This is a genomic window from Mucilaginibacter sp., from assembly GCF_041663085.1.
Classification (GTDB): domain Bacteria; phylum Bacteroidota; class Bacteroidia; order Sphingobacteriales; family Sphingobacteriaceae; genus Mucilaginibacter.
Genome location: NZ_JBAZRC010000087.1, coordinates 1 through 19,925, shown reverse-complemented (window position 1 = coordinate 19,925; position 19,925 = coordinate 1). Strand labels below are relative to the sequence as shown.

22 protein-coding genes and 1 tRNA gene are annotated in these 19,925 nt (G+C 41.1%); 8 read left to right on the top strand and 15 right to left on the bottom strand.

Going from position 1 to position 19,925, the window contains the following annotated elements; translation table 11 throughout:
- Nucleotides 1-202 precede the first annotated feature (202 nt).
- From WC615_RS15385 to WC615_RS15360, 6 genes are all read right to left on the bottom strand, one after another.
- Nucleotides 203-583, bottom strand: coding sequence for a hypothetical protein (locus WC615_RS15385; protein WP_372978968.1), 381 nt, complete (start codon nucleotides 581-583; stop codon nucleotides 203-205).
- Complete coding sequence (locus WC615_RS15380) at nucleotides 583-756, bottom strand: hypothetical protein (protein ID WP_372978967.1); 174 nt, start codon at nucleotides 754-756, stop codon at nucleotides 583-585. Before WC615_RS15380 ends, WC615_RS15385 begins: the two co-directional genes overlap by 1 nt.
- A 305-nt stretch (nucleotides 757-1,061) precedes the next feature.
- Nucleotides 1,062-1,241: a hypothetical protein gene (locus WC615_RS15375; RefSeq protein WP_372978966.1), complete on the bottom strand. Its 180-nt coding sequence runs from the start codon at nucleotides 1,239-1,241 to the stop codon at nucleotides 1,062-1,064.
- 182 nt (nucleotides 1,242-1,423) lie between these two features.
- Nucleotides 1,424-1,609, bottom strand: coding sequence for a hypothetical protein (locus WC615_RS15370; protein ID WP_372978965.1), 186 nt, complete (start codon nucleotides 1,607-1,609; stop codon nucleotides 1,424-1,426).
- 268 nt (nucleotides 1,610-1,877) lie between these two features.
- Nucleotides 1,878-2,063: a hypothetical protein gene (locus WC615_RS15365; protein WP_372978964.1), complete on the bottom strand. Its 186-nt coding sequence runs from the start codon at nucleotides 2,061-2,063 to the stop codon at nucleotides 1,878-1,880.
- Between the two features lie 90 nt (nucleotides 2,064-2,153).
- A complete protein-coding gene (locus WC615_RS15360) occupies nucleotides 2,154-3,005 on the bottom strand; it encodes a peptidoglycan DD-metalloendopeptidase family protein (RefSeq protein WP_372978963.1) in 852 nt (283 codons plus the stop codon).
- Between the two features lie 200 nt (nucleotides 3,006-3,205).
- Between WC615_RS15360 and WC615_RS15355 the strand changes: the two genes are divergently transcribed.
- Nucleotides 3,206-3,616, top strand: a complete 411-nt coding sequence (locus tag WC615_RS15355; RefSeq protein ID WP_191177382.1) for a BrxA/BrxB family bacilliredoxin — start codon at nucleotides 3,206-3,208, stop codon at nucleotides 3,614-3,616.
- Between the two features lie 86 nt (nucleotides 3,617-3,702).
- On the opposite strand, the gene WC615_RS15350 is transcribed toward WC615_RS15355, so the two are convergent.
- The 5 genes from WC615_RS15350 to WC615_RS15330 all read right to left on the bottom strand — a co-directional run bounded on the left by WC615_RS15350 (nucleotide 3,703) and on the right by WC615_RS15330 (nucleotide 10,054).
- Nucleotides 3,703-4,332, bottom strand: a complete 630-nt coding sequence (locus WC615_RS15350; RefSeq protein WP_372978962.1) for a family 16 glycoside hydrolase — start codon at nucleotides 4,330-4,332, stop codon at nucleotides 3,703-3,705.
- 15 nt (nucleotides 4,333-4,347) lie between these two features.
- Nucleotides 4,348-6,750, bottom strand: coding sequence for an ABC transporter permease (locus WC615_RS15345; RefSeq protein WP_372978961.1), 2,403 nt, complete (start codon nucleotides 6,748-6,750; stop codon nucleotides 4,348-4,350).
- 380 nt (nucleotides 6,751-7,130) lie between these two features.
- Complete coding sequence (locus WC615_RS15340) at nucleotides 7,131-8,507, bottom strand: DUF1080 domain-containing protein (protein WP_372978960.1); 1,377 nt, start codon at nucleotides 8,505-8,507, stop codon at nucleotides 7,131-7,133.
- A 221-nt stretch (nucleotides 8,508-8,728) separates the two neighbouring features.
- Nucleotides 8,729-8,965, bottom strand: coding sequence for a hypothetical protein (locus WC615_RS15335; protein WP_372978959.1), 237 nt, complete (start codon nucleotides 8,963-8,965; stop codon nucleotides 8,729-8,731).
- 87 nt (nucleotides 8,966-9,052) lie between these two features.
- Complete coding sequence (locus tag WC615_RS15330; RefSeq protein WP_372978958.1) at nucleotides 9,053-10,054, bottom strand: Gfo/Idh/MocA family protein; 1,002 nt, start codon at nucleotides 10,052-10,054, stop codon at nucleotides 9,053-9,055.
- A gap of 265 nt (nucleotides 10,055-10,319) precedes the next feature.
- Here WC615_RS15330 and WC615_RS15325 point away from each other — a divergent pair, with 265 nt between their 5' ends.
- Both WC615_RS15325 and WC615_RS15320 read left to right on the top strand, forming a co-directional pair.
- Nucleotides 10,320-12,806 (top strand): M1 family aminopeptidase, encoded by a 2,487-nt coding sequence (locus tag WC615_RS15325; RefSeq protein WP_372978957.1) that lies wholly within the window; start codon nucleotides 10,320-10,322, stop codon nucleotides 12,804-12,806.
- Nucleotides 12,807-13,107: 301 nt separating this feature from the next.
- Complete coding sequence (locus WC615_RS15320) at nucleotides 13,108-13,488, top strand: hypothetical protein (RefSeq protein WP_372978956.1); 381 nt, start codon at nucleotides 13,108-13,110, stop codon at nucleotides 13,486-13,488.
- A 1-nt stretch (nucleotide 13,489) separates the two neighbouring features.
- On the opposite strand, the gene cdaA is transcribed toward WC615_RS15320, so the two are convergent.
- Together cdaA and WC615_RS15310 are read right to left on the bottom strand one after the other, a co-directional pair.
- On the bottom strand, nucleotides 13,490-14,281 hold the full coding sequence (gene cdaA / locus WC615_RS15315; RefSeq protein WP_372978955.1) for a diadenylate cyclase CdaA: 792 nt from the start codon (nucleotides 14,279-14,281) through the stop codon (nucleotides 13,490-13,492).
- A 61-nt stretch (nucleotides 14,282-14,342) separates the two neighbouring features.
- Nucleotides 14,343-15,314 (bottom strand): polyprenyl synthetase family protein, encoded by a 972-nt coding sequence (locus WC615_RS15310; protein ID WP_372978954.1) that lies wholly within the window; start codon nucleotides 15,312-15,314, stop codon nucleotides 14,343-14,345.
- Between the two features lie 385 nt (nucleotides 15,315-15,699).
- Between WC615_RS15310 and WC615_RS15305 the strand changes: the two genes are divergently transcribed.
- The 3 genes from WC615_RS15305 to WC615_RS15295 all read left to right on the top strand — a co-directional run bounded on the left by WC615_RS15305 (nucleotide 15,700) and on the right by WC615_RS15295 (nucleotide 17,898).
- Nucleotides 15,700-15,787: transfer RNA gene (locus WC615_RS15305), tRNA-Ser, on the top strand.
- A 443-nt stretch (nucleotides 15,788-16,230) separates the two neighbouring features.
- A complete protein-coding gene (locus tag WC615_RS15300; RefSeq protein ID WP_372978953.1) occupies nucleotides 16,231-16,578 on the top strand; it encodes an Arm DNA-binding domain-containing protein in 348 nt (115 codons plus the stop codon).
- A gap of 99 nt (nucleotides 16,579-16,677) precedes the next feature.
- The gene (locus WC615_RS15295) at nucleotides 16,678-17,898 is read left to right on the top strand and encodes a site-specific integrase (RefSeq protein ID WP_372978952.1); all 1,221 of its coding nucleotides are present in this window, start codon (nucleotides 16,678-16,680) and stop codon (nucleotides 17,896-17,898) included.
- Between the two features lie 165 nt (nucleotides 17,899-18,063).
- Here the strand turns inward: WC615_RS15295 and WC615_RS15290 are convergent, their stop codons facing one another.
- Together WC615_RS15290 and WC615_RS15285 are read right to left on the bottom strand one after the other, a co-directional pair.
- Complete coding sequence (locus tag WC615_RS15290; RefSeq protein ID WP_372978951.1) at nucleotides 18,064-18,609, bottom strand: ImmA/IrrE family metallo-endopeptidase; 546 nt, start codon at nucleotides 18,607-18,609, stop codon at nucleotides 18,064-18,066.
- A 22-nt stretch (nucleotides 18,610-18,631) separates the two neighbouring features.
- Nucleotides 18,632-18,985 (bottom strand): helix-turn-helix domain-containing protein, encoded by a 354-nt coding sequence (locus tag WC615_RS15285; protein ID WP_372978950.1) that lies wholly within the window; start codon nucleotides 18,983-18,985, stop codon nucleotides 18,632-18,634.
- A 144-nt stretch (nucleotides 18,986-19,129) separates the two neighbouring features.
- On the opposite strand from WC615_RS15285, the gene WC615_RS15280 reads away from it, so the two are divergent.
- On the top strand, nucleotides 19,130-19,546 hold the full coding sequence (locus WC615_RS15280) for a lecithin retinol acyltransferase family protein (protein WP_372978949.1): 417 nt from the start codon (nucleotides 19,130-19,132) through the stop codon (nucleotides 19,544-19,546).
- Nucleotides 19,547-19,562: 16 nt separating this feature from the next.
- Nucleotides 19,563-19,925, top strand: a 363-nt coding sequence (locus WC615_RS15275) for a hypothetical protein (protein WP_372978948.1), incomplete at its 3' end; no start/stop codon positions are given.

Sequence of the window (19,925 nt, the reverse complement as noted above, 5' to 3'; positions counted from 1 at the left end):
CAGGCGGCCAGTGAAGGATCCTTCACTTTGTTTTTAACGTATGCAGTTTCTACTGATGACATATTATTCTATTTTTTTGAAATGCAAAAATAGTGAATATAAATATTTTAATGAAATTGGATGTTTATCATTACCAGGCTATGGCAAAAGGTTTTGCAGCAAACGGCATGCAGTTACTGAGGTTGTGTATGGCGATGGTACCTTAAGTGTTTTTAACCGAGAACTTTTCTGAATCAAAGGCTACATATATAAACAAAACCACCAATGCACATACCCAAAATATATTATAAGTAAGCAAAATAGGTTCAATACCCTTATTTGAATCAGATCCTAAGAAAGGGTATAACATAATGAAAGAAAATGACAGGCAATAAATAATTGTAAAAATAATTATATATCTTATTTTGGGAATTAACTGCTTATTGTAATATAAAAACAAAAGCCCTGCAATACCCAAATATTGACAAATATCTTTCAAGTTGCTTATTTTTACATAATACACCCCATCGTGGCTACCCTGTATTAAAAAATAATAACCAACACGTGTTAAAATAATCCAAAAACAAAGTATAGCTACCTTCATTATGCACAGGGGATAAAAACACCATCTTTATCGCAAGCCCCGCACCTGCCAACGTTATTATATTCACATCTTTCTTTGGCTGTCATATCACCTACTTTTTCCACCAAAGGCACTTTTGATATTGCAGCAACCTGCTCTCTTGTTAGCTTTTCTTTTTTTGCTTTATCTTCCATTTTTTTTGTAAAAGTTTAAATCATGCAGCTAATATAAGTATTATTATAATCCAAAAATAGTTCACTAAAATGGTTTAATAGTACTAAAAAAGAGAACATTAAATTGATTTCGGCATCCATTCTTTAAACTAAAAAGAATAAACCCCAAGGTAATATATTTAAATATATCGATACATGGAGATGAGTAAACGGCAACATGTATAAATTTTCAAGCACGAATGTGGTCAGGCTAAAATGTCAAAATCCAGCATAAACCAGGCAGGTACCTGATTTGTATATTCTCAGTCTCTGGATAATTGCCAGATTTAAGCGCAGGGAGTAAAAACTCCTTCTTTGTCACAAGCTCCGCACCTGCCAACATTATTATACTCACATCTTTCTTGGGGCGTCATATCACATATTCCTCCGCCTATTTTGGCCATTTCTTTTTTTGAAAGTTTGCCGAGTCTTACTTTTTGAGGCCCTTGATTTAAGTTTGTTCCCATTTTGATTAGCATTAAAATGTTAAGCTAATATAAGTATTTTTATAAATCCAATATTACGGCATCCTCAAAATAAAAAAAGGACACCAACAATACCCAAATATTGTTTAGCGTCCTTTTAACCGGTTCTTTTTTTTGAATGTAGACAAATATTGGCTACACTCAAAAAATATATACTATGCTAATTATGCGCAGGGAGTAAATGTTCCATCTTTATCGCAAGCTCCACACCTGCCAACATTGTTATATTCACATCTTTCTTTAGGTGTCATATCGCCCGGTAAACCTCCGCCACCTATTTTTGCCATCTCTTTTTTTGACAATGCTGTAAACTTTAAGTTTGATGCTTGTTGAGTTGAGTTTGTTTTCATTTTATTTAGATTTAAAATGCTCGCTATGTATGCGTTTACCATAAACCAAATAGTATGCCAAACAAACTCTCAGGTGCATTAAACATTATAGGTGTAGCCCTTATTATACAACCATTAACACTACATAATTCCAGTGTTTATTAAAAAGGGCGTCTATAACACCAAAGTATTATAGACGCCCTTCAAGCTGATTATTTTTAACATGCCCCCGCTTCTTTAAAACAAAATAGCAAGCACGGGAACTCTGTCTTATTTTTAAATTATATGGTTATGCGCACGGGGTAAAAATGCCGTCTTTGTCACAATATCCACACCTGCCCACATTATTATACTCACATCTTTCTTTAGCTGTCATATCACCGGGTAAGCCACCGCCGCCTATTTTGGCCATTTCTTTTTTAGTAAGCGCTGTAAATTTCGCTTTCTTTGCTGGTTGGTTCAAGTTTGTTTTCATTTGGTTTATAATTAAATTTTTAACAAAATAAGTATTTATTATAACCAGGATGTTTGCTGTATATTAAATATTTAACACCGCAAAAACTGCTTACATATTTAAGCTTAAATACTGCTTAGGGTTTACCGGCTGCCCGTTTTTACGGATCTCGTAATGCAGGTGCGGCCCTGTTGAACGGCCGGTTGAACCTACCTTACCTATCATATCGCCTACGGTAACACGCTGACCTTCTTTTACATTTATTTTGGATAGGTGCCCGTACCAGGTTTCGAGGTTATTGGCATGTTTTATTTTAATACAGTTACCATAGCCGCCTGCCTTGCCCGCAAATATAACCCTGCCGCTGGCTGTGCATTTAACCGGGTCGCCCCTGTGGCCCGAGAAATCTATCCCCGGGTGAAACTCCCTGCCACCAAAATCAAAAGGGTTGCCACGCGATCCGAAAAACGAAGTGAATGAGCTTAACTTTGGATAGCCCATTGGGGTAAAGGCAATATTGTTTATTACCTTATCAAGGTAATTGCTAAAATCGTTGTATAGCTTGGTGTCGCTTTTGGGGCTATCCTCCACATTCAATTTACGAAAAGAGAAACCATGCAAACCACGCTTACTCATAAAATTGTTTATGGTTTTAAGCTTGGCCTGTATATCCTGCAGGTATGAAACCGCCTTGTTACGGCTGCCTTCTTTTTCGGCATTTGTAAGTAATGCATCCTGCGAATCTTTTTCTATTTGCCCCTGTAAAGCTGATACCTGCGATTGCAGCCTGCTGTTTTCCTGTCTTTGCTGCAATGACTGTGTACTTAAACGTACAATGGCCGTCATCAATACCATTACAATTATTAGTACTGCCGCTACAGCTACCTTTAATGAGTTAAAGTGTTTGGCTTTTACTTGCACAATACGTGGCTGGGCATTATTTTTTCGAGTAATAATTCCCATACCTAAATCTTTAATTTTAAGTTCATCAAATAGTGTTAATTAGGGTTAACATTACTAAGCATGCAATATAAAAATTATTTTTAAAAATGCATGCGCCCGCTATTATAACGGAAACGTCAATTATTACCGATTATTCTGATTAGGGGTTGTTTTTATTTTGAATTAAGTATTTTTGTACTGAATATAAGCGAAGTAAAATTATGTACCCAGAATATTTAGTTGCCCCAATGAGGGAAGAATTAACCAAAGTTGGTTTTGAAGAGTTAAAGGATGCTGATGCAGTTAACGCGGCTATTAAAAGCGAAGGCACTGTGTTTGTAATGGTAAATTCGGTTTGTGGCTGTGCTGCAGCAAATGCACGCCCTGCTGCACGTGCGGCAGCTGCCAACGAAAAACACCCTGATCGTTTGGTGACCGTTTTTGCAGGCATGGAAACCGAGGCTGTTAACGCTGCCCGTAACCTGATGCTGCCTTACCCGCCATCATCACCATCAATGGCTTTGTTTAAAGATGGTAAACTGGTACACATTATAGAACGCCACCAGATAGAAGGCCGCCCGGCACAAATGATTGCCGATAACCTGATAGGTGCGTTTGAGCAATATTGTTAATCAGAATTAAGACTGTAAGGGTCGATATCTAAGACTTAAAAAGAGTCCGGTGCAAATACACCGGACTCTTTTTATAAATAAACTTCTTATTTGGTGTTGGTTATTTTTAAGTTTTTCCAGTCGCCGGGCGAACCGTTACCAACCCAGTAACCAATTTTTGTACCGCCTGTGTTTGTTAGCGGTTCAACTTCCAACATCGCTTTTTGCACGTTGTTCACATAAACATTTATACTTTTTGGGGCAACCGTAATACGAACATGAAACCATGCATTAGGATCGGGCGCGGGGATAACCGCCTGCTCATATTTGTTTGGATATTTCTCCCTTAGTAACGGCCAGTCATAGTCTGGTACAGCAAGGTATTGTACACCGTGGCTTTTTCTAACAGCATCGGCAGCTAAAAAATTAAAGGGCCTGAAATACACAGCTTCATAAGTTTTATCGTTTACCCCATGAAAGGCAACCCCAACAAAACTCCCCTGCATTTTGTCGTTCCCTTTAACATCAAACTCAATGGTGCCGTTTTTAAATTGCTTATTTTTTATCCACGCAATACCTTCATTATCTAACCCGTTAAGGTGTGTGCTCCCATCGGTCCCAAAACTGAGCTGCCGGTTAAAAACGATAAAATCGGCCTCGTTCGGCAGCGCCAACTGGCCATAGCAATGCACGGTACAAATGCAAGCCGCAAAAAGTAATGCTTTATAAATTTTCATAGATGTAAGATCTTCTTATTCTGTTTTTAAGCTTTTAACCGGGTTTGTCAGCGCAGCCTTTATACTTTGGTAGCTAACTGTTAGTACTGTAATTACGATTGCACCTACCGCGGTCAGCGCAAAAATCCACCACGAAAGCTCGGCGCGGTATTTATAATCCTGTAACCAGCCATGCATCAGGTAATAAGCCATTGGTATGGCTATTAACAGGGATATACTCACCAGGATAATAAAATCGGTAGACATTAAGCGCCAAAGGTTAAATACCGATGCGCCTAATACCTTGCGTACGCCTATCTCTTTGATGCGCTGCTCGGCCATAAACGATGCCATACCAAACAAGCCCATACAACTAATAAAAATGGCTAATAGGGTAAAAAAGCCGGCCAGTTTGCCCACACGCTCTTCGTTGGCAAATTTCTTGGCGTACTCCTCGTCGGTAAACTTATATTCAAAAGGGCTTCCTGGGTCGTATTGTTTAAATACGGCCTCAATTTTTGCCATAGCATCGTGGGTGCTCTTTTTCGGGTCGAGGCGGATATCTATCATACCCTCCACATCGTTGCTCAATACAAAAATGCTTGGCTTTACGGGTTCATACGGTGATGACATCACCATATCTTTTATTACGCCTATCACCTTATATTTCCGTCCCCAGTCTATCACTTCGCCTACTGCGTGTTTAAAATTCATGAATTTCGCGGCAGATTCATTCAATATCATCGCCGTTGAATCGCTAACGTAAGCCCTTGAGAAATCACGGCCTTCAATAATTTTCCAGTTGGCTACTTTACCAAACTCGGGGGTAAGGCGTATGGTGCCAAAATCGTCCTGCAGATCGGGCGCTTTACCGCGCCAGTTAAGGCCGCTGTTGTTTGAATACACATCGGTAAGGGGGCTACCTGATTCGGCCATTTCTGTAATAAAACCACTTTGCAGCAAATCGTTACGCACAGCCGCAAAATTCTTATGGATATCGTCAGATTTCATGCTCATTTGCACCAAACCGGTACGGTCATAACCCACAGGCCTGTTTTTGGTAAACTGCACCTGCCTGAATACAATGATGGTGCAGATAATTAATGTGGCCGATACGAAAAACTGTAGCACTACTAATATTTTACGTGGCAATGCCGCGTACCTGCCTGCCTTAAACGTCCCCTTTAACACCTTAACCGGTTGGAAAGATGATAAGTAGAATGCGGGATAGCTACCTGCGATAATACCTGTGAATATAGTAAAGCCCAGCCCCAGTATCCAGAATAAAGGATTAGCCCAAAGGATGCCTACTGTTTTACCGGCAACCTGGTTAAACCATGGCAATATCAGCAACACCAATACTATCGAGAAGAGAAAGGCGAAGGCCGTAACCATCAATGATTCGCTAAAAAACTGGCCAATTAACTGGCTGCGTAATGAGCCTACTGTTTTACGAATACCAACCTCTTTGGCCCGTTTCTCTGACCGGGCGGTGCTCAGGTTCATGAAGTTTATACAGGCCAGCAATAACACAAATACACCAATTATGCCAAACAGCCATACAAACTGGATATCCCCGCCAGTGTTTATGCCATCCTTAAATTCCGAATACAGGTGCCACCTTTCCATAGGGTGCAAAAACACAACCGGTTTAAATGATGCACCCACCTTATCGCCTGCAAGGGCTATGTTTTTTTCTTTTAAGTCTTTTATACGGGCGTTTACTTTATTTATGTCAGCTTTATCATTCAGTTGCGCAAATATCTGGAATGAGTTATTTCCCCATTGGGTACTAGCCCGTTTTATCCATTCCTGGTTAATGGGGTACAGATCCCAGGGGAGGATAATATTCAACTCATTAAAGGTAGAGTTACGGGGCAGGTCTTCATACACACCTGTAACTTTAACTAGTTGTTTATTATCAAGCTTTATAGTTTTGTTCATCGGGTCATCACTGCCAAATAAAGCCGTAGCCACTTTCTGCGACAGTAATATGGATGACGGATCCTTTAACCCATCGCGTGTGCCCTTCAGCATTTTAAGGCTAAGCACTTCTGTTATTTCGGGCTGCATAAAGCTACCTTGCTGTGTTAGTTTTTTATCGCCGAAGGCCACTATATGGTCGTAGTTCCAGCTTGATAAGGTTACATACTTAAAATCCTTACCGGTGCCTGTATACTCATCCCTCAACATGGTACCTAAAGGGATAGGCATTGCTATCTGGCTACCAACCTTGCCATTAAATGTTTGATGCTGCCATACCTGCACTATTTTACTCTCATTTTGGAAATACTTGTTGTACGATATCTCGTCCCAAATCCATAGTCCTATCAATATGGCAACCGCCATACCAACCGAAAGTCCGGTAACATTGATAAACGTATGCGCCTTATTTTTGGTGAGGTTGCGCCACGATATTTTTAAGTAATTTTTAAACATTGCAGTATAAGTTTAGTGGTATTGGTTAGCAAGCAAGCTTGCTATAGGAGAATATAGAAAGATACGTGCCAATTTCTTAAAATACTAATTATCAACATTTTACAAAGGATTGCATTTTAAAAACCGTTCGTTTACGGACAATGTACTGTTCGGTTACAAACAGGTAATCAACTGGTTTTTAGTTATTTATTTTAGCCACAGTGTGTACAAAGAAAAACCACAAAGAACACAGAGGTTTAAAAAACAATCAAAGCTTTGTGAACTCTGTGCTTCTATCTCTGTATTCTTTGTGGTTAAGTCCAAATGTCATAGTGAGCCTATCGAACCATTCGCCAACATGCAAGGCGTTCAAGTCTTCGACAGGCTAAGACTGACAACTATTACTTCAATGTCTTTAACTTTACATTCCTAAAGTCCACATCAAAACCATGATCCTGTAATAGGATATGGCCTTCTTTTGCTTCGCCAAAATCCTTCCAGATCTTGTATTTGCTGATGGCTACCAGGTCGCGGTATTCTTTTGAACCACGATCATACTCCAGCACTTTTACACCATTAAGGTAATGCACCACGTGGTTGTTTGGCAAAACCACAATGCGCCCAATATTCCAGGCGCCTATAGGGTGTACAAAGCGGGCTTGCTTTTTGGCGGGGATAAGGTCATACAGGGATGCCAGCGTGCGGTCGCCGTCGCGGCCAAGTTTGGCATCGGGGTGCACGGCATCATCCAAAACCTGGTACTCCAGCCCAATGGCAGATCCCTGCGTTTTTTCATCGAGCGTTACAAAGTATTTAACGCCGCTATTAGCCCCACGGCTCATCCTAAACTCAAACGACATATCAAATGCACTGTACATTTTATCGGTAATAATATCACCGCCGTTAGTAGCTTCGCCACCGTTTGCACCAATTACTGATAGCATTCCGTTCGCTACCTTCCAGCCTTTTGCAGGGAAAGCAGCAGCTGTAGCGCTATGCCAGCCAGCATTTGTTTTACCATTAAATAATAACTTCCATCCATCCAGTTTCTCGTAAGGCGACAATACATTTTGTTGCAGGTTTACTACATAAACATCTTTGGCAAATGGCTGTGGTTTAAGGTTGGTAGTTTTTATCCGTACGCTTTTAAAGAAGATCCTTTTCCCGGCCTGTTTTTCATCACTTATAGCATGAACCTGAAGGCCTATAAAGCCTTTGGCATCTATAGTATCAACAACCATAGCTGTGGCTATCCCGTTTATCCAGGTCTTGGTGGTATTGCCAATACATTCTATTTTTATGTGATTAAATACGCCGTTCTTCCAGGCGTTTTGCGCTTTGGCGTTCAAGTCCATTGGGTAAAGCCAGTCGCGGCGGCCTTCATCATAAATACCGCCTGTCCATTTACGGTTGCTTGGGTCTATCTCGCATTGGCGGCCATAAACCTGGCCTTTACCCTCATGCCCGGCAGCATTATAATGGCTGCGCAACTGTACTCCTGAGTTGGTAAGGTCGCTTTCTGTTTTGGCATCAAGCTCCAAAATAAAATCGCCGTACTCCTTCTCGGTCACTAAAAAGGTATTGCCGCTGTTGAGTACTGCAGTACCGGTTATGCCGCCGTTCTCTACTTTATATTCGGCTTTACCGGCCAGGATCTTCCAGCCGTTAAGGTTTTTGCCGTTAAACAAATTAACATAACCAGCTTTAGTTTGTGCCGATGCTGTTTGTAAGCCGCCCGCGACAGTTAACGCCAGCAAGTAAGTTTTTAAGTTTTTCATATAAATCAAATCTTAGATATGTAGAGTTCAGAGAACTTTAAAGTTTTTGTTTTTCGGATTACGTTTTACCAGATAAATAATAAAAATAATTACTGTCAATCCTAATAGGATTTCCCACCATTGAATGCTCACGTAAAACGACCAATTATCTTCTATTACACTATTATTTTTGCCCATTGGCGTTTAAGTTACCCATAATTTTATATCAGGCTAGTAATGTATTAAATTTTCAAGTTCCATCCAGGTTGGTACTCACGGCCCCAAAGTTTGGCGGCTTCTTTATCATGCAGAATATGCCCGTTTGTACTATCCAGGTTAAGCACCCTGCCCACACGCTGGGCAATGTTACCCAGCTGTGGTATTACGGTAGATTTGTGCCCGTTGATGATGGTTTGGTTCAGTTTTTCTGTCCCCTGTATAGCGCCGATAAAGTTTTGCAGATGCACACGATCCAGCACTTCGGTAGGGCTTACTTTGTTTGATGCATCAACCGCAACCGCGTCTTTAATTTCTTTAACCAGTTTATTATTATAGTCATAAATCTGTTAACCATCGCCCCCGCCATAGTAAATGGTGCCGTGGTCGCCATAAAAAACAACACCACGGCCAACCCCTTCAGAGTTATAGCCGTTACAGCTGCGCCCCTCCCATGATAGAGCGGTATTATTAGGGAAGTTTGCCAGTATGGTTTGCGTATCGGGTGTTTCCCAATCATCCTTAAAAGCAAAACGCCCGCCCGATGAGGTTACCTTGTCAGGGAAATCAACATCAAGTCCCCAGCGCATTACATCAATTTCGTGCGTGCCATTATTGAGCGCCTCGCCGGTGCCCCAGTTCCAATGCCAGTGCCAGTTATAGTGGATCAGGTTATCCTTGTATTCCCTGCGGGGAGCATATCCCTGCCACAGGTCGTAATTTAAATGTAACGGTACAGGTACTACTTTGCCTACCCCGATTGATTTACGGTTATTTACATACCAGCCCCTTGCAAAATAAGCACGGCCAATTACGCCGGCGTGCAACTCGGCCACCATTTTTTGTACATTCTCAAACGACCGGCGCTGGCTGCCCATTTGTACCAGCTTATTATATTTGGCCGCAGCAGCGATCGCCATTTCACCCTCGTGCGGATTATGGCTGCAGGGTTTTTCTACATAAACATGTTTGCCTGCCTGGCAAGCCAATATGGTTGCGGGCGCGTGCCAGTGATCGGGCGCGGCAATAACCAGGGCATCAAGATCTTTTTTCTCTAACAGCTGGCGTACATCGGCTATGCCGGTTGGTTTTTTACCTGTTATTTTGGCAATATCAGCGATGCATTTGGCCATGGCATTACTATCAACATCGCATATATAGCCTATTTCCACATCAGGCAGCGCGGCTAATTTTTGAGCCAGGAATGCCCCCCTGCTGTTTACCCCCATTACGCCAACAACAACCTTTCTATTGGGCGATCCTTTAAAAACACCCCCTATCGCCAGGCCCGGGCCTACTAATAAACTGGTGCCTGTTATAGCCACATTCTGTATAAATTTTCTGCGTTCCATAGTAACCAGAGTTTGGTTTGGTAAATGTATAAGCGCAATAATTGGTATGGCTAATTTAGTATTTACAAATAAAAAACGCGCCTAAACCGCCAATTATAACAACATGGTTACTTATTGTATTTTTGTGCATGCCAAACCTTTGTGTATTATTTGTTATTTAATAGCTGCGTGCTGTAACATAAAAATAGTTGGGCCGTCTTAAATACAATAAAAACTAATACTTTAGCTTTTATTATGCTTGCATATCAATTTAACTATTAACTATATGAAAACTCTTTACGCTGCCGTACTCATTGGCAGTATCAGTGCTATTGCTATAGGCAATGCAAAAGCGCAAACCGCGCCGGCAGAAGACCCTGCCTTAAAGATCTATCGCGAAACCACGCCGAAATATAACGACCTGGTGCATACAAAACTTGATGTACGTTTCGATTATAAGAAACGCTATATGTACGGTAAGGAGTGGGTTACTTTGAAGCCGCATTTTTACCCAACCGACTCCCTGCGTTTAGACGCACAGGGTATGGACATTAAAAATGTATCCATTGTCAAAGCAGGCAAAAACACTCCGCTTAAATTTACTTACGATAGCCTTACTATTGATATTAAGCTTGACAGGACGTATCGTAATGGTGAAAACTACACCGTTTATATAGATTATACCGCAAAACCTAACGAGCTTAAAGCGCAAGGCAGCGCTGCTATTACCGATGCCAAAGGTTTATACTTTATTAATCCGGATGGTACCGAAAAAGATAAGCCAACCCAGATCTGGACACAGGGCGAAACTCAAAGTTCATCGGCCTGGTTCCCTACCATTGATAAGCCTAACCAAAAAACAACCGACGAGATCAGCATGACCGTACCTAAAAAATACGTAACGCTATCTAACGGTCGTTTGGCATCGCAAAAGGTTAATGCAGATGGTACACGTACCGATACCTGGAAAATGGAATTACCACACTCGCCATACTTATTTATGATGGCTGTTGGGGATTTTAAAATTACTAAAGAAACCTGGAAAGGTAAAGAGGTAAGCTATTACCTTGAGCCTAAATACGCGCCATACGCTAAAGACATTTTCGGCTTTACACCGGAGGTGATCGATTTTTATTCGAAAACCCTGGGTGTTGATTACCCATGGAACAAGTACTCACAGATTGTTGTACGTGATTACGTGAGCGGAGCTATGGAGAACACCAGCGCTACCCTGCATGGCGAATATGTGCAAGCTACCAAACGCGAGTTAATTGACGCTTACTACAACCAGGGCCGCAGCACAATTGTACACGAACTTTTCCACCAGTGGTTTGGCGATTACGTTACTGCCGAAAGCTGGAGCAACTTAACCGTTAACGAATCATTTGCTGATTTTAGCGAAACCCTATGGGCCGAACACAAATACGGTAAAGACGCAGGCGACGCACACATTAACGATGACAGGCAAAATTACCTGAGCCAGCCTGACCTGAAAACCAAAGACCTGGTACGTTTCCACTATAAAGATAAAGAGGATGTGTTTGATGCTGTTACCTACCAAAAAGGTGGTAGCATTTTATATATGTTGCGCAACTACCTTGGTAACGCAGCATTTTACAAAGGCCTAAACATCTACCTAAAAACAAACGCGTTTAAAAATGGCGAAGCTCACCAATTGCGTTTAGCAATGGAAGAAGCAAGTGGCCGCGACCTGAACTGGTTCTTCAACCAGTGGTACTTTGGTGCAGGCCATCCGGTGCTTAACATCACTTACAAATGGGATGAGGCAAGCAAAAAACAAACCGTTTACCTAAACCAGACACAAGATGGTAACGGCTTTATTTTACCATTAGCTATTGATGTTTATGCAGGTGGCAAAATGGACCGCAAAAAATTCTGGATGCGTAACAAGGTTGATAGCCTGGTGTTCCACTCGGCTGTTAAACCAAGCCTCGTGAATGTTGATGGTGATAAAATGTTGTTGGTTAAGAAAACAGACAGCAAAACTATTGACGAATTTGTTTTCCAATACTTTAATGCACCTTTATATTTAGATCGTTTTGAAGCTATCACTGCCGCTGCAAAACAGCAAGGCAATGCAGGTGCCCGCAAAGTAATTATTGCCGCACTTAACGATAAATACTACGAGTTACAGATAAAAGCTATCCGTGCTGCCGAAATGACCAATGATGATGTGCGCAACGCTGCACAACCTATACTGATCAAACTGGCGCAAACCGATCCTAATACGCTGGTTAGGGCTGCCGCCATTACCGTTTTGGGTAAGTTAAAAGCATCTGGCAACGCTAATTTATTTAAAGATGGTTTAAAGAGCCAATCGTACGCTGTACAAGGCGCATCCTTATCAGCGCTGGGGTTACTTGACCCTAACGCAGCATTACCTTTAGCTAAAACTTACGAAAAAGATAGCGAGGGTGCTTTAACACAAGCCATACTGAACATCTACGCTACAAGTGGCAGTGATGAGCAGTACGATTATGTTTACAAAGCATTCACCGAAGGCCAGCCTCAAACTCAGTTCAATATAATGAAGAAATTCGCTGATTTTACAGGCCGTATAAAAAGCACTGAGCAAGCGCAAAAAGGCATAAAAGCAATTGCCGATTTTGGCACCAAGTATAAAAAATATGGAGTAGCCCCACAGGTTGTGCAAATATTAACCGGCTTAAAAGCCGACCGTGCTAAATTAAACGATACAGCATCAGTTGCTGCTATTGATAAAGCCACTGCCGAATTACAAAAAGCAGAGTAATTTTCTGAGATATTAAAATATGTAAGCCGCCCCAAATATGGGGCGGCTTTTTTGTTGGTAATAACCTGCCTGTCATTTCGAACGATAGAGAGAAATCTTGTTCATTATGCAAGTTCACCGCCTATCATTCGAACAAGATTTCTCCTCGTACCTCGTTCGAAATGACATCTTTTATATTTAAACGCTTCGCTATCGCTCAGCATCACAGAGGGTTAAAAATGTTAAATAATAAAATTTAACATTTATGGTGTTTGATTATTCGCTAATTTAGTGTTAGGCTATCTAAATACTACGATCAACAATGAAAAAGATATTATTGCTTTTGGCTGTGTGTACCGGTACAGGTACCTTAATGGCCCAGAATATAACCCAGGCCCCGTTTAATAGCGCACCCGGCATCAAACTTATCCAGCCCCTTAAAATGGATAGCTCTTTGTATATATTGCCACCTACATTATCAACTGATAACATTTTTAAGCAACAGCCAACAGATCTTAAGAACCTTATTCTGGATAAAAATCAAAAGACGTTGCTTGTAGTAGACGAATCTTATAAGATGTCGGTAGCTAAATTAAATGGCAACTCTAAAATGCCGGTTGTGGTATTAGAAGGAAATTCTAAAATGCCTGTTGTAGGGAAAACGCCCAAAGCTCAGAATAATACGGCACAGGTGGTTCCGTAGGTTAAAAATCCTTATTCAGCAACTTCTCAAGCTCGGCAAAGCTGATATCCATTTTGATGCGGCCTTGTTTGGCGTATGAGATTTCGCCGGTTTCTTCAGATACGATGATTGCCGTAGCATCGTTTGCTTCGGTAACACCAATGCCTGCGCGGTGGCGTAAGCCAAATTGAGCAGGCAGGTCGGATTTTTCTGTAACCGGCAATATACAACTGGCCGATTTTATTTTATTCTCTGAGATCACCACAGCACCATCATGCAGCGGGCTGTTCTTCTGGAAAATGGTTTCCAGCATCCGTTTAGAGATCTTGGCATCTAATACCTCGCAACTATTTTGGTAAAATTGCTCGTCGTAATACTTAGCAAAAACTATGAGTGCGCCCGTGCGGGTTTGCTTCATGGTTTTGCAGGCATCAATAATGGGTTTAATGCGGGCATAGTTGTTTTTTTCGGCCTCGGCTTTGCCAAAAAAGTATTTCCACCAGGCTTTGTTGCGCTGTAGTGATGCATTCTTACCCACCAGCAGCAAAAACCGCCTTACCTCCTGCTGAAACACAATGATAATGGCGATGATCCCCACATCGACAAACTTACCCAGTATACCGGTTAGCAACTGCATGTGCAGTGCATTAACCACCATATAAAGCAGGTAAATGGTAATTAAGCCAATGAAAATATTTGCCGCTATGGTTCCACGGATAAGGTTGTAAAGCTGATAAACTATAAAAGCTACAAGCAGCACATCCAGCACGTCAAATACGCCAATCTTTACGAAGCTGAAATCAAAGGAATGCATGTTACGAAGTTAATAAGTTTCCGTTAACATCATTTACAGGGCAGTGTAATTATTAGGCAGATTATTTATTCCGCTCGGTGGTAAAGCGTACCAACTGCTCCAATCCGGTTCTGGCCTCACCTGCGGGGAAGGTATTGAGTATATCGAAAGCACTGTCGGTATATTTCTTCATCTGTGTTTCAGAGTATTCCAACCCGCCTTTTTGTTTTACAAAATTGATGATCTCGGCTATCTTTTTAGGGTCATCGTTATGGTTTTTCACCAGGCTTATCATGCGTTTTTTTTCACTGCCATCACTATTGTTCAGCGCGTATATAAGTGGCAGGGTAACCTTTTTCTCTTTGATATCTATGCCCAGCGGTTTACCCACATCATCGGTGCCAAAATCAAACATATCATCTTTTATCTGGAAGGCTATACCTATCTTCTCGCCAAACAAACGCATTTTCTCAACAGTTTCATCATCGGCATTGGCAGATGCCGCGCCGCACGCGCAGCAGGATGCAATTAAGGATGCCGTTTTTTGGCGGATAACCTCGTAATAAACATCCTCGCTAATATCCATCCGGCGCACTTTTTCAATCTGCAGTAATTCCCCTTCGCTCATTTGCTTAACAGCTTCTGATACTATTTTAAGGAGTTTAAAGTCGCCGTTATCAATAGAAAGCAACAGACCTTTGCTTAGCAGGTAATCGCCAACCAAAACAGCTATCTTATTTTTCCATAAAGCATTGATAGAGAAAAAGCCACGGCGCTGGTAAGAGTTATCAACCACATCATCATGCACCAAAGTAGCGGTGTGCAATAATTCAACCAGTGCGGCCCCCCGATGGGTTGACTCGTTTATCCCGCCACAAATACTGGCCGAAAAAAACACGAACATGGGTCTTATCTGCTTTCCCTTTCGTTTTACGATGTAATGGGTAATACGATCAAGCAGAGGTACAGAGCTTTGCATAGAAGTTTTGAACTTCTCTTCAAAAACATCAATTTCTGCAGCAATAGGTTTTTTAATTTCGTTGATGTTCAGCATCTAAACAAAACATGCTTTTTATGCAATTACCTTACCTGGCAATCCGCAGCAAACATAAGCTTTATAAAAATATATATGCACAAACACCGATTTTTTTTACAGTGTGGTTAAACCTTTAGTAAGTTTTACGCTCTATCATATCAGTTAGTAATAACAGCATATAAGTTTAGTTTTTGTGAGTTAAAGTTTTCGTTAAAAAGCGGCGCCTGGAGAGGTTCCGCTTTTTTGTTTTAAAACCAGATCTGGACCTAATGATTAAATTTTGACGATATTATAAAGTCTTAATTGGGCTATCCTGTTAAACCATTAATTTAATTAAAAAACGACGGCCACCTTCTGTTAAACTAAGGGTTATTATTTTACCTTTGCAATCCTTAATAAAAACGGAGAGGTGTCTGAGTGGTCGAAAGAGCACGCCTGGAAAGTGTGTATACGCCAAAAGTGTATCGAGGGTTCGAATCCCTCCCTCTCCGCTGATAATAAAAATTGTTTATAATTGATTAACAATCAGCTATTTACAAGTAAAAATTTAAAAGAAAGAGGGATTTGAACCTTGGACCTTTTAAAATTGAAAAACCCTCTAATTTCGCTAATTAGAGGGTTTTTCAATTTTTAGCCCCTTTGAAAATCAAAAAATATTCACAATTGCATTGCGTCATTCATAGCGTCTTTTTTATTTCAAAAAAGACGCTATGAAGTTTTAAAGAATTGTAAATGAATCACTTAAGTTAAAATTGAGAATACTTTTTGGTAAAACAATTGATATTGATAATCAGCCAGTTATCATTTTAAATATCAGAAACTATTTTCAACTAAATAATTAGCAATGGGCCGTATAAGAGCATGTTTACAATATGAACATCTTGTTTTGCAAAGGCCTTAGCATTAAATTTGTTAATCGTTTAAAATCATATTTATGATAGAAAAAAGTTTCGGCTATTTTTTCTTTTTGAAACAAACCAAAAACAAATGTGATGATGTCAGATTTATCTATTTGAAGATCACCGTTAATGGTAAATCTAACGAGATTTCAACTAAGCGAAAATGTGAACCGTCAAAATGGGACGCACGTTCAGGAAGAGTAAATGGTAACAAGTTAACGACAAAAGAACTGAACCGTTTTCTCAATGCGTTTGCAATGCAAGTATATCAAGCCAAAAGATGGCTGATGGAAAACAACAAAGAACTGTCTGCTCAGGCCATAAAAGACGTAATGACGGGTAATTACGAAAAGCCGAAAATGATCCCTAAGGGCGTTCTTTAAATATACACAGTTATCTACGTGTGCCTAATTCCGCATCTAATTATTGCATTTTTGATTTAAGAAGACCATTATTAAGCTTTGCTGACATTTAAAATTGTTATGTTAGAAAAAAGCTTCGGCTTGTTTTTTTATTTAAAGCAAGCAAAAAATCAAAAGAATGAAAAACGATATGTTTATCTCCGTATCACTGTAAATGGCGCAAACCGCGAACTATCCATCAAAAGGCAATGGATAACTAATCAATGGGACTCATCATTAGGTAGGGCAACAGGTGAAAGTGAAGATGTAAAAGAACTGAATTCATATTTAGAACTTATATCCTGTAAGGTCTATCAGGCAAAAATAAAACTTATTGAAAACAATAAACCTGTAACCGCAGAAGGCATTAAAGAAGTGCTTTTAGGAGCAGATGAAAAGAAACATTTCATTATGGCCGCATTCCTTGAACATAATGTCCAGATGCAAGGTTTAGTGGGTATAGAAGTTGCTGCCGGTACACTAACCCGTTATAAAACCGCCTACTCCCATGTAGGTAACTTTATCAAGTGGAAATATAAGAAAAATGATATAGACGTTGGTGATTTGAATTATGAGTTTATTACTCAATTCTTATTCTGGCTAAAAAGCAAAAAGAAATGCAATCATAATACGGCTATAAAATATGTGGGTAACTTCAAGAAGATTGTTCTGGAGTGTCTGAGAAAGGAGTGGCTGAAAAGGGACCCATTCATAGGCTTCAAAACTAAACGACAGGAAGTAACTCCAGTTGCTTTAACCAAAGAAGAATTGCTGGCAATTTCTAATAAACGATTTAAAATAGAACGAATTATTCATGTACGTGATATATTTCTTTTTTGCTGTTATACAGGGCTAGCTTATATTGATGTTTATAATTTAAAAGACTCAGACATAACCATTGGAATAGATGGTGAAAAATGGATCATAACAACCAGGCAAAAGACAAATTCATTTACAAGACTTCCTTTGCTTCCAGCAGCGTTAAAAATTCTTGCCAAATACGAAAATCATTCCAAATGCATGAGTAATGGAACCGTTCTACCTGTATTGACCAATCAGAAAATGAATTCTTATTTAAAAGAGATTGCAGACACTTGTGGTATAAAGAAGAATTTAACCTTTCATACAGCCAGACATACTTTTGCCACTACAGTAACATTAACTAACGGAGTGCCAATAGAAACGGTTTCGAAAATGCTTGGTCACAAATCACTTAAGCAAACCCAGCACTATGCTAAAATTGTTGATGTAAAAATCAGTGAAGATATGAAGCAACTAAAGAAAAGATTAGAATTAATTTGACCAATTCGTTAATCATGACTTACGGATATTAAGGTACCTTATATCGAGTTGATTGTAGGGTGATTTCAAATTTGCCCAACAAGCGATCAATATTTGTTCCGATACTACGTCGACTAAGATGCCTGCCGTTAGTCTGAGTAAATGGCAAATATTGTCGAATGACCTTTATCTAAATCTATACTGTTTGGACACGCCGGTAATACCTATGCGGTATTTGACCATATCGACGCTGGCGCAAAAGTGGTCTGAAATACCTTCCACGGTGGCGAGGTGTTTGAGTCCCCATTGCAAGCCTGGGCGGGTAATCTGCAGACAACCGCCTAAGTATTTGGCTTCCTGTTCGTGGACGGGGTTAAAATAATGCAATCCAAACTGTGCGCATAGGACAGCAGATTCAGGCGGGACGGTATGTTTGCGGATGATGTGGGCGAGCTCGTGCATGAGATTGCTTTGCTGGCGGAAGCGGGAATGGCGGTCGTTATGGATGATGATCTTTTCGCCGTGAACATTCGGGGTCCACATGGCGGAAAATTTATCGGGGTCGATCATCCGGCTGTAGTCGGGATGGTCGGTCTGGTCGCCAAAAATCTCGTCGATGGTAAAAACGTCCACCTGGAGGTGTTCGGCGAGTTTAAAGGCATCCAACGGGTCGAATTTGGAAATGCCCAGATCCTTCCGGCATCCTTCGGAGATCCGTTCAGCTTCTGCCATAAAACCTCGCGCTAGTACGGACTTACTGGGCATCGCGTTTGGATTTGGTAAAAGCCATATCGACCATATGTACCATGGCGTTGATGGTATCGGTGTCCAGTTCCCGGCTGGAGCGCAGCTGGAAGACGATCTTTTCCTTTTCGGAAATGTCTGCCGCTTCGATCTTTTCACCGGTAATAAAGGTTTCTGTGGATACGCCGAGCCAGTTGCACAGGCGGATAAAGGTCTCAACATCGGGCAGGTTACCTTGTTCAACACGCGAGAGAGCCGCCGAGCTCATTCCGCCGATCTCTGCAGCGGTATCCCTTAAGCCCATTTTGCCGCGCCTGGATTTCAGCATACTGGCCAACAGTTCTGAATTTAATGTGGATTCCATGTGGGTAAGTTGTTGAAAAGTTTTATAAATAAGACATTGTTACATTAATAATACAATGTATATATTTGACAAATGAAACAACGTTACGTTGATGATACAAATCTATAATACTTTGGACATATATACAACAAAATTTATTTAATCATGGAAAATCTGCAATCATATTTATTAAGGGCCGGAGACCAGTTAGTGGAAGCCATTTTTACCACCGGCCTGACTAAGCATTTCGCGGTGTATCTGGGGCGCCTGTCCGATGGACAGGAATGGATCGCCGAGAATCATCACCTGACTGGCGGCGTGAGGCTAATCACCGTGCGGGATTATGCCGCTGCGGGGCGCAGCCTGGTGCGCATTGATCGCTTCAGCGGAACCGAGCAGGAACGGAAGCAGGTTATCCTGCGCGCTCTAAAGCTCGCGGGAAAATCGTACGATCTAGTGCAATATAACTGTGAGCATTTTGCCACGGAAGTAACGACCGGCCTGGCAGAAAGCAAACAGGTAAGAAACGTGATCGGCGGTTTAGTGCTGTTGCTATTGATCGGTTTACTGCGCAGCGAATAATTTAAAAAAAAGAGAAATGGGACAAATCATCGTTGCGCTGTTAAAGCAGGTCTTCTCCAAGGGGGTGAGCAAGCTCTGGGACAATAAGGATGTCGCCTGGCTATATATCCGGACGCTGTTCTGGACCTACCGCACCAAACAGATAAGGTTTTCGCTGAGCTACCTGTTCCGGATCAAAATACCGGGGACAAATAGCTATCTGCTAGTATTGAACCGCCGTATCGCCAACCAATTGCAACCGGTCGGCGGGGTTTATAAGCGTTATGGCGACGACAAGCTATTCGAATCATGGAGCTTCGTGCCCGACAGCCAGGCCAACGGTCTGGGCGTCGATCATACAAGTGACTGCGATCTGCGGTTCCGGGTGAAAGGAAAATAC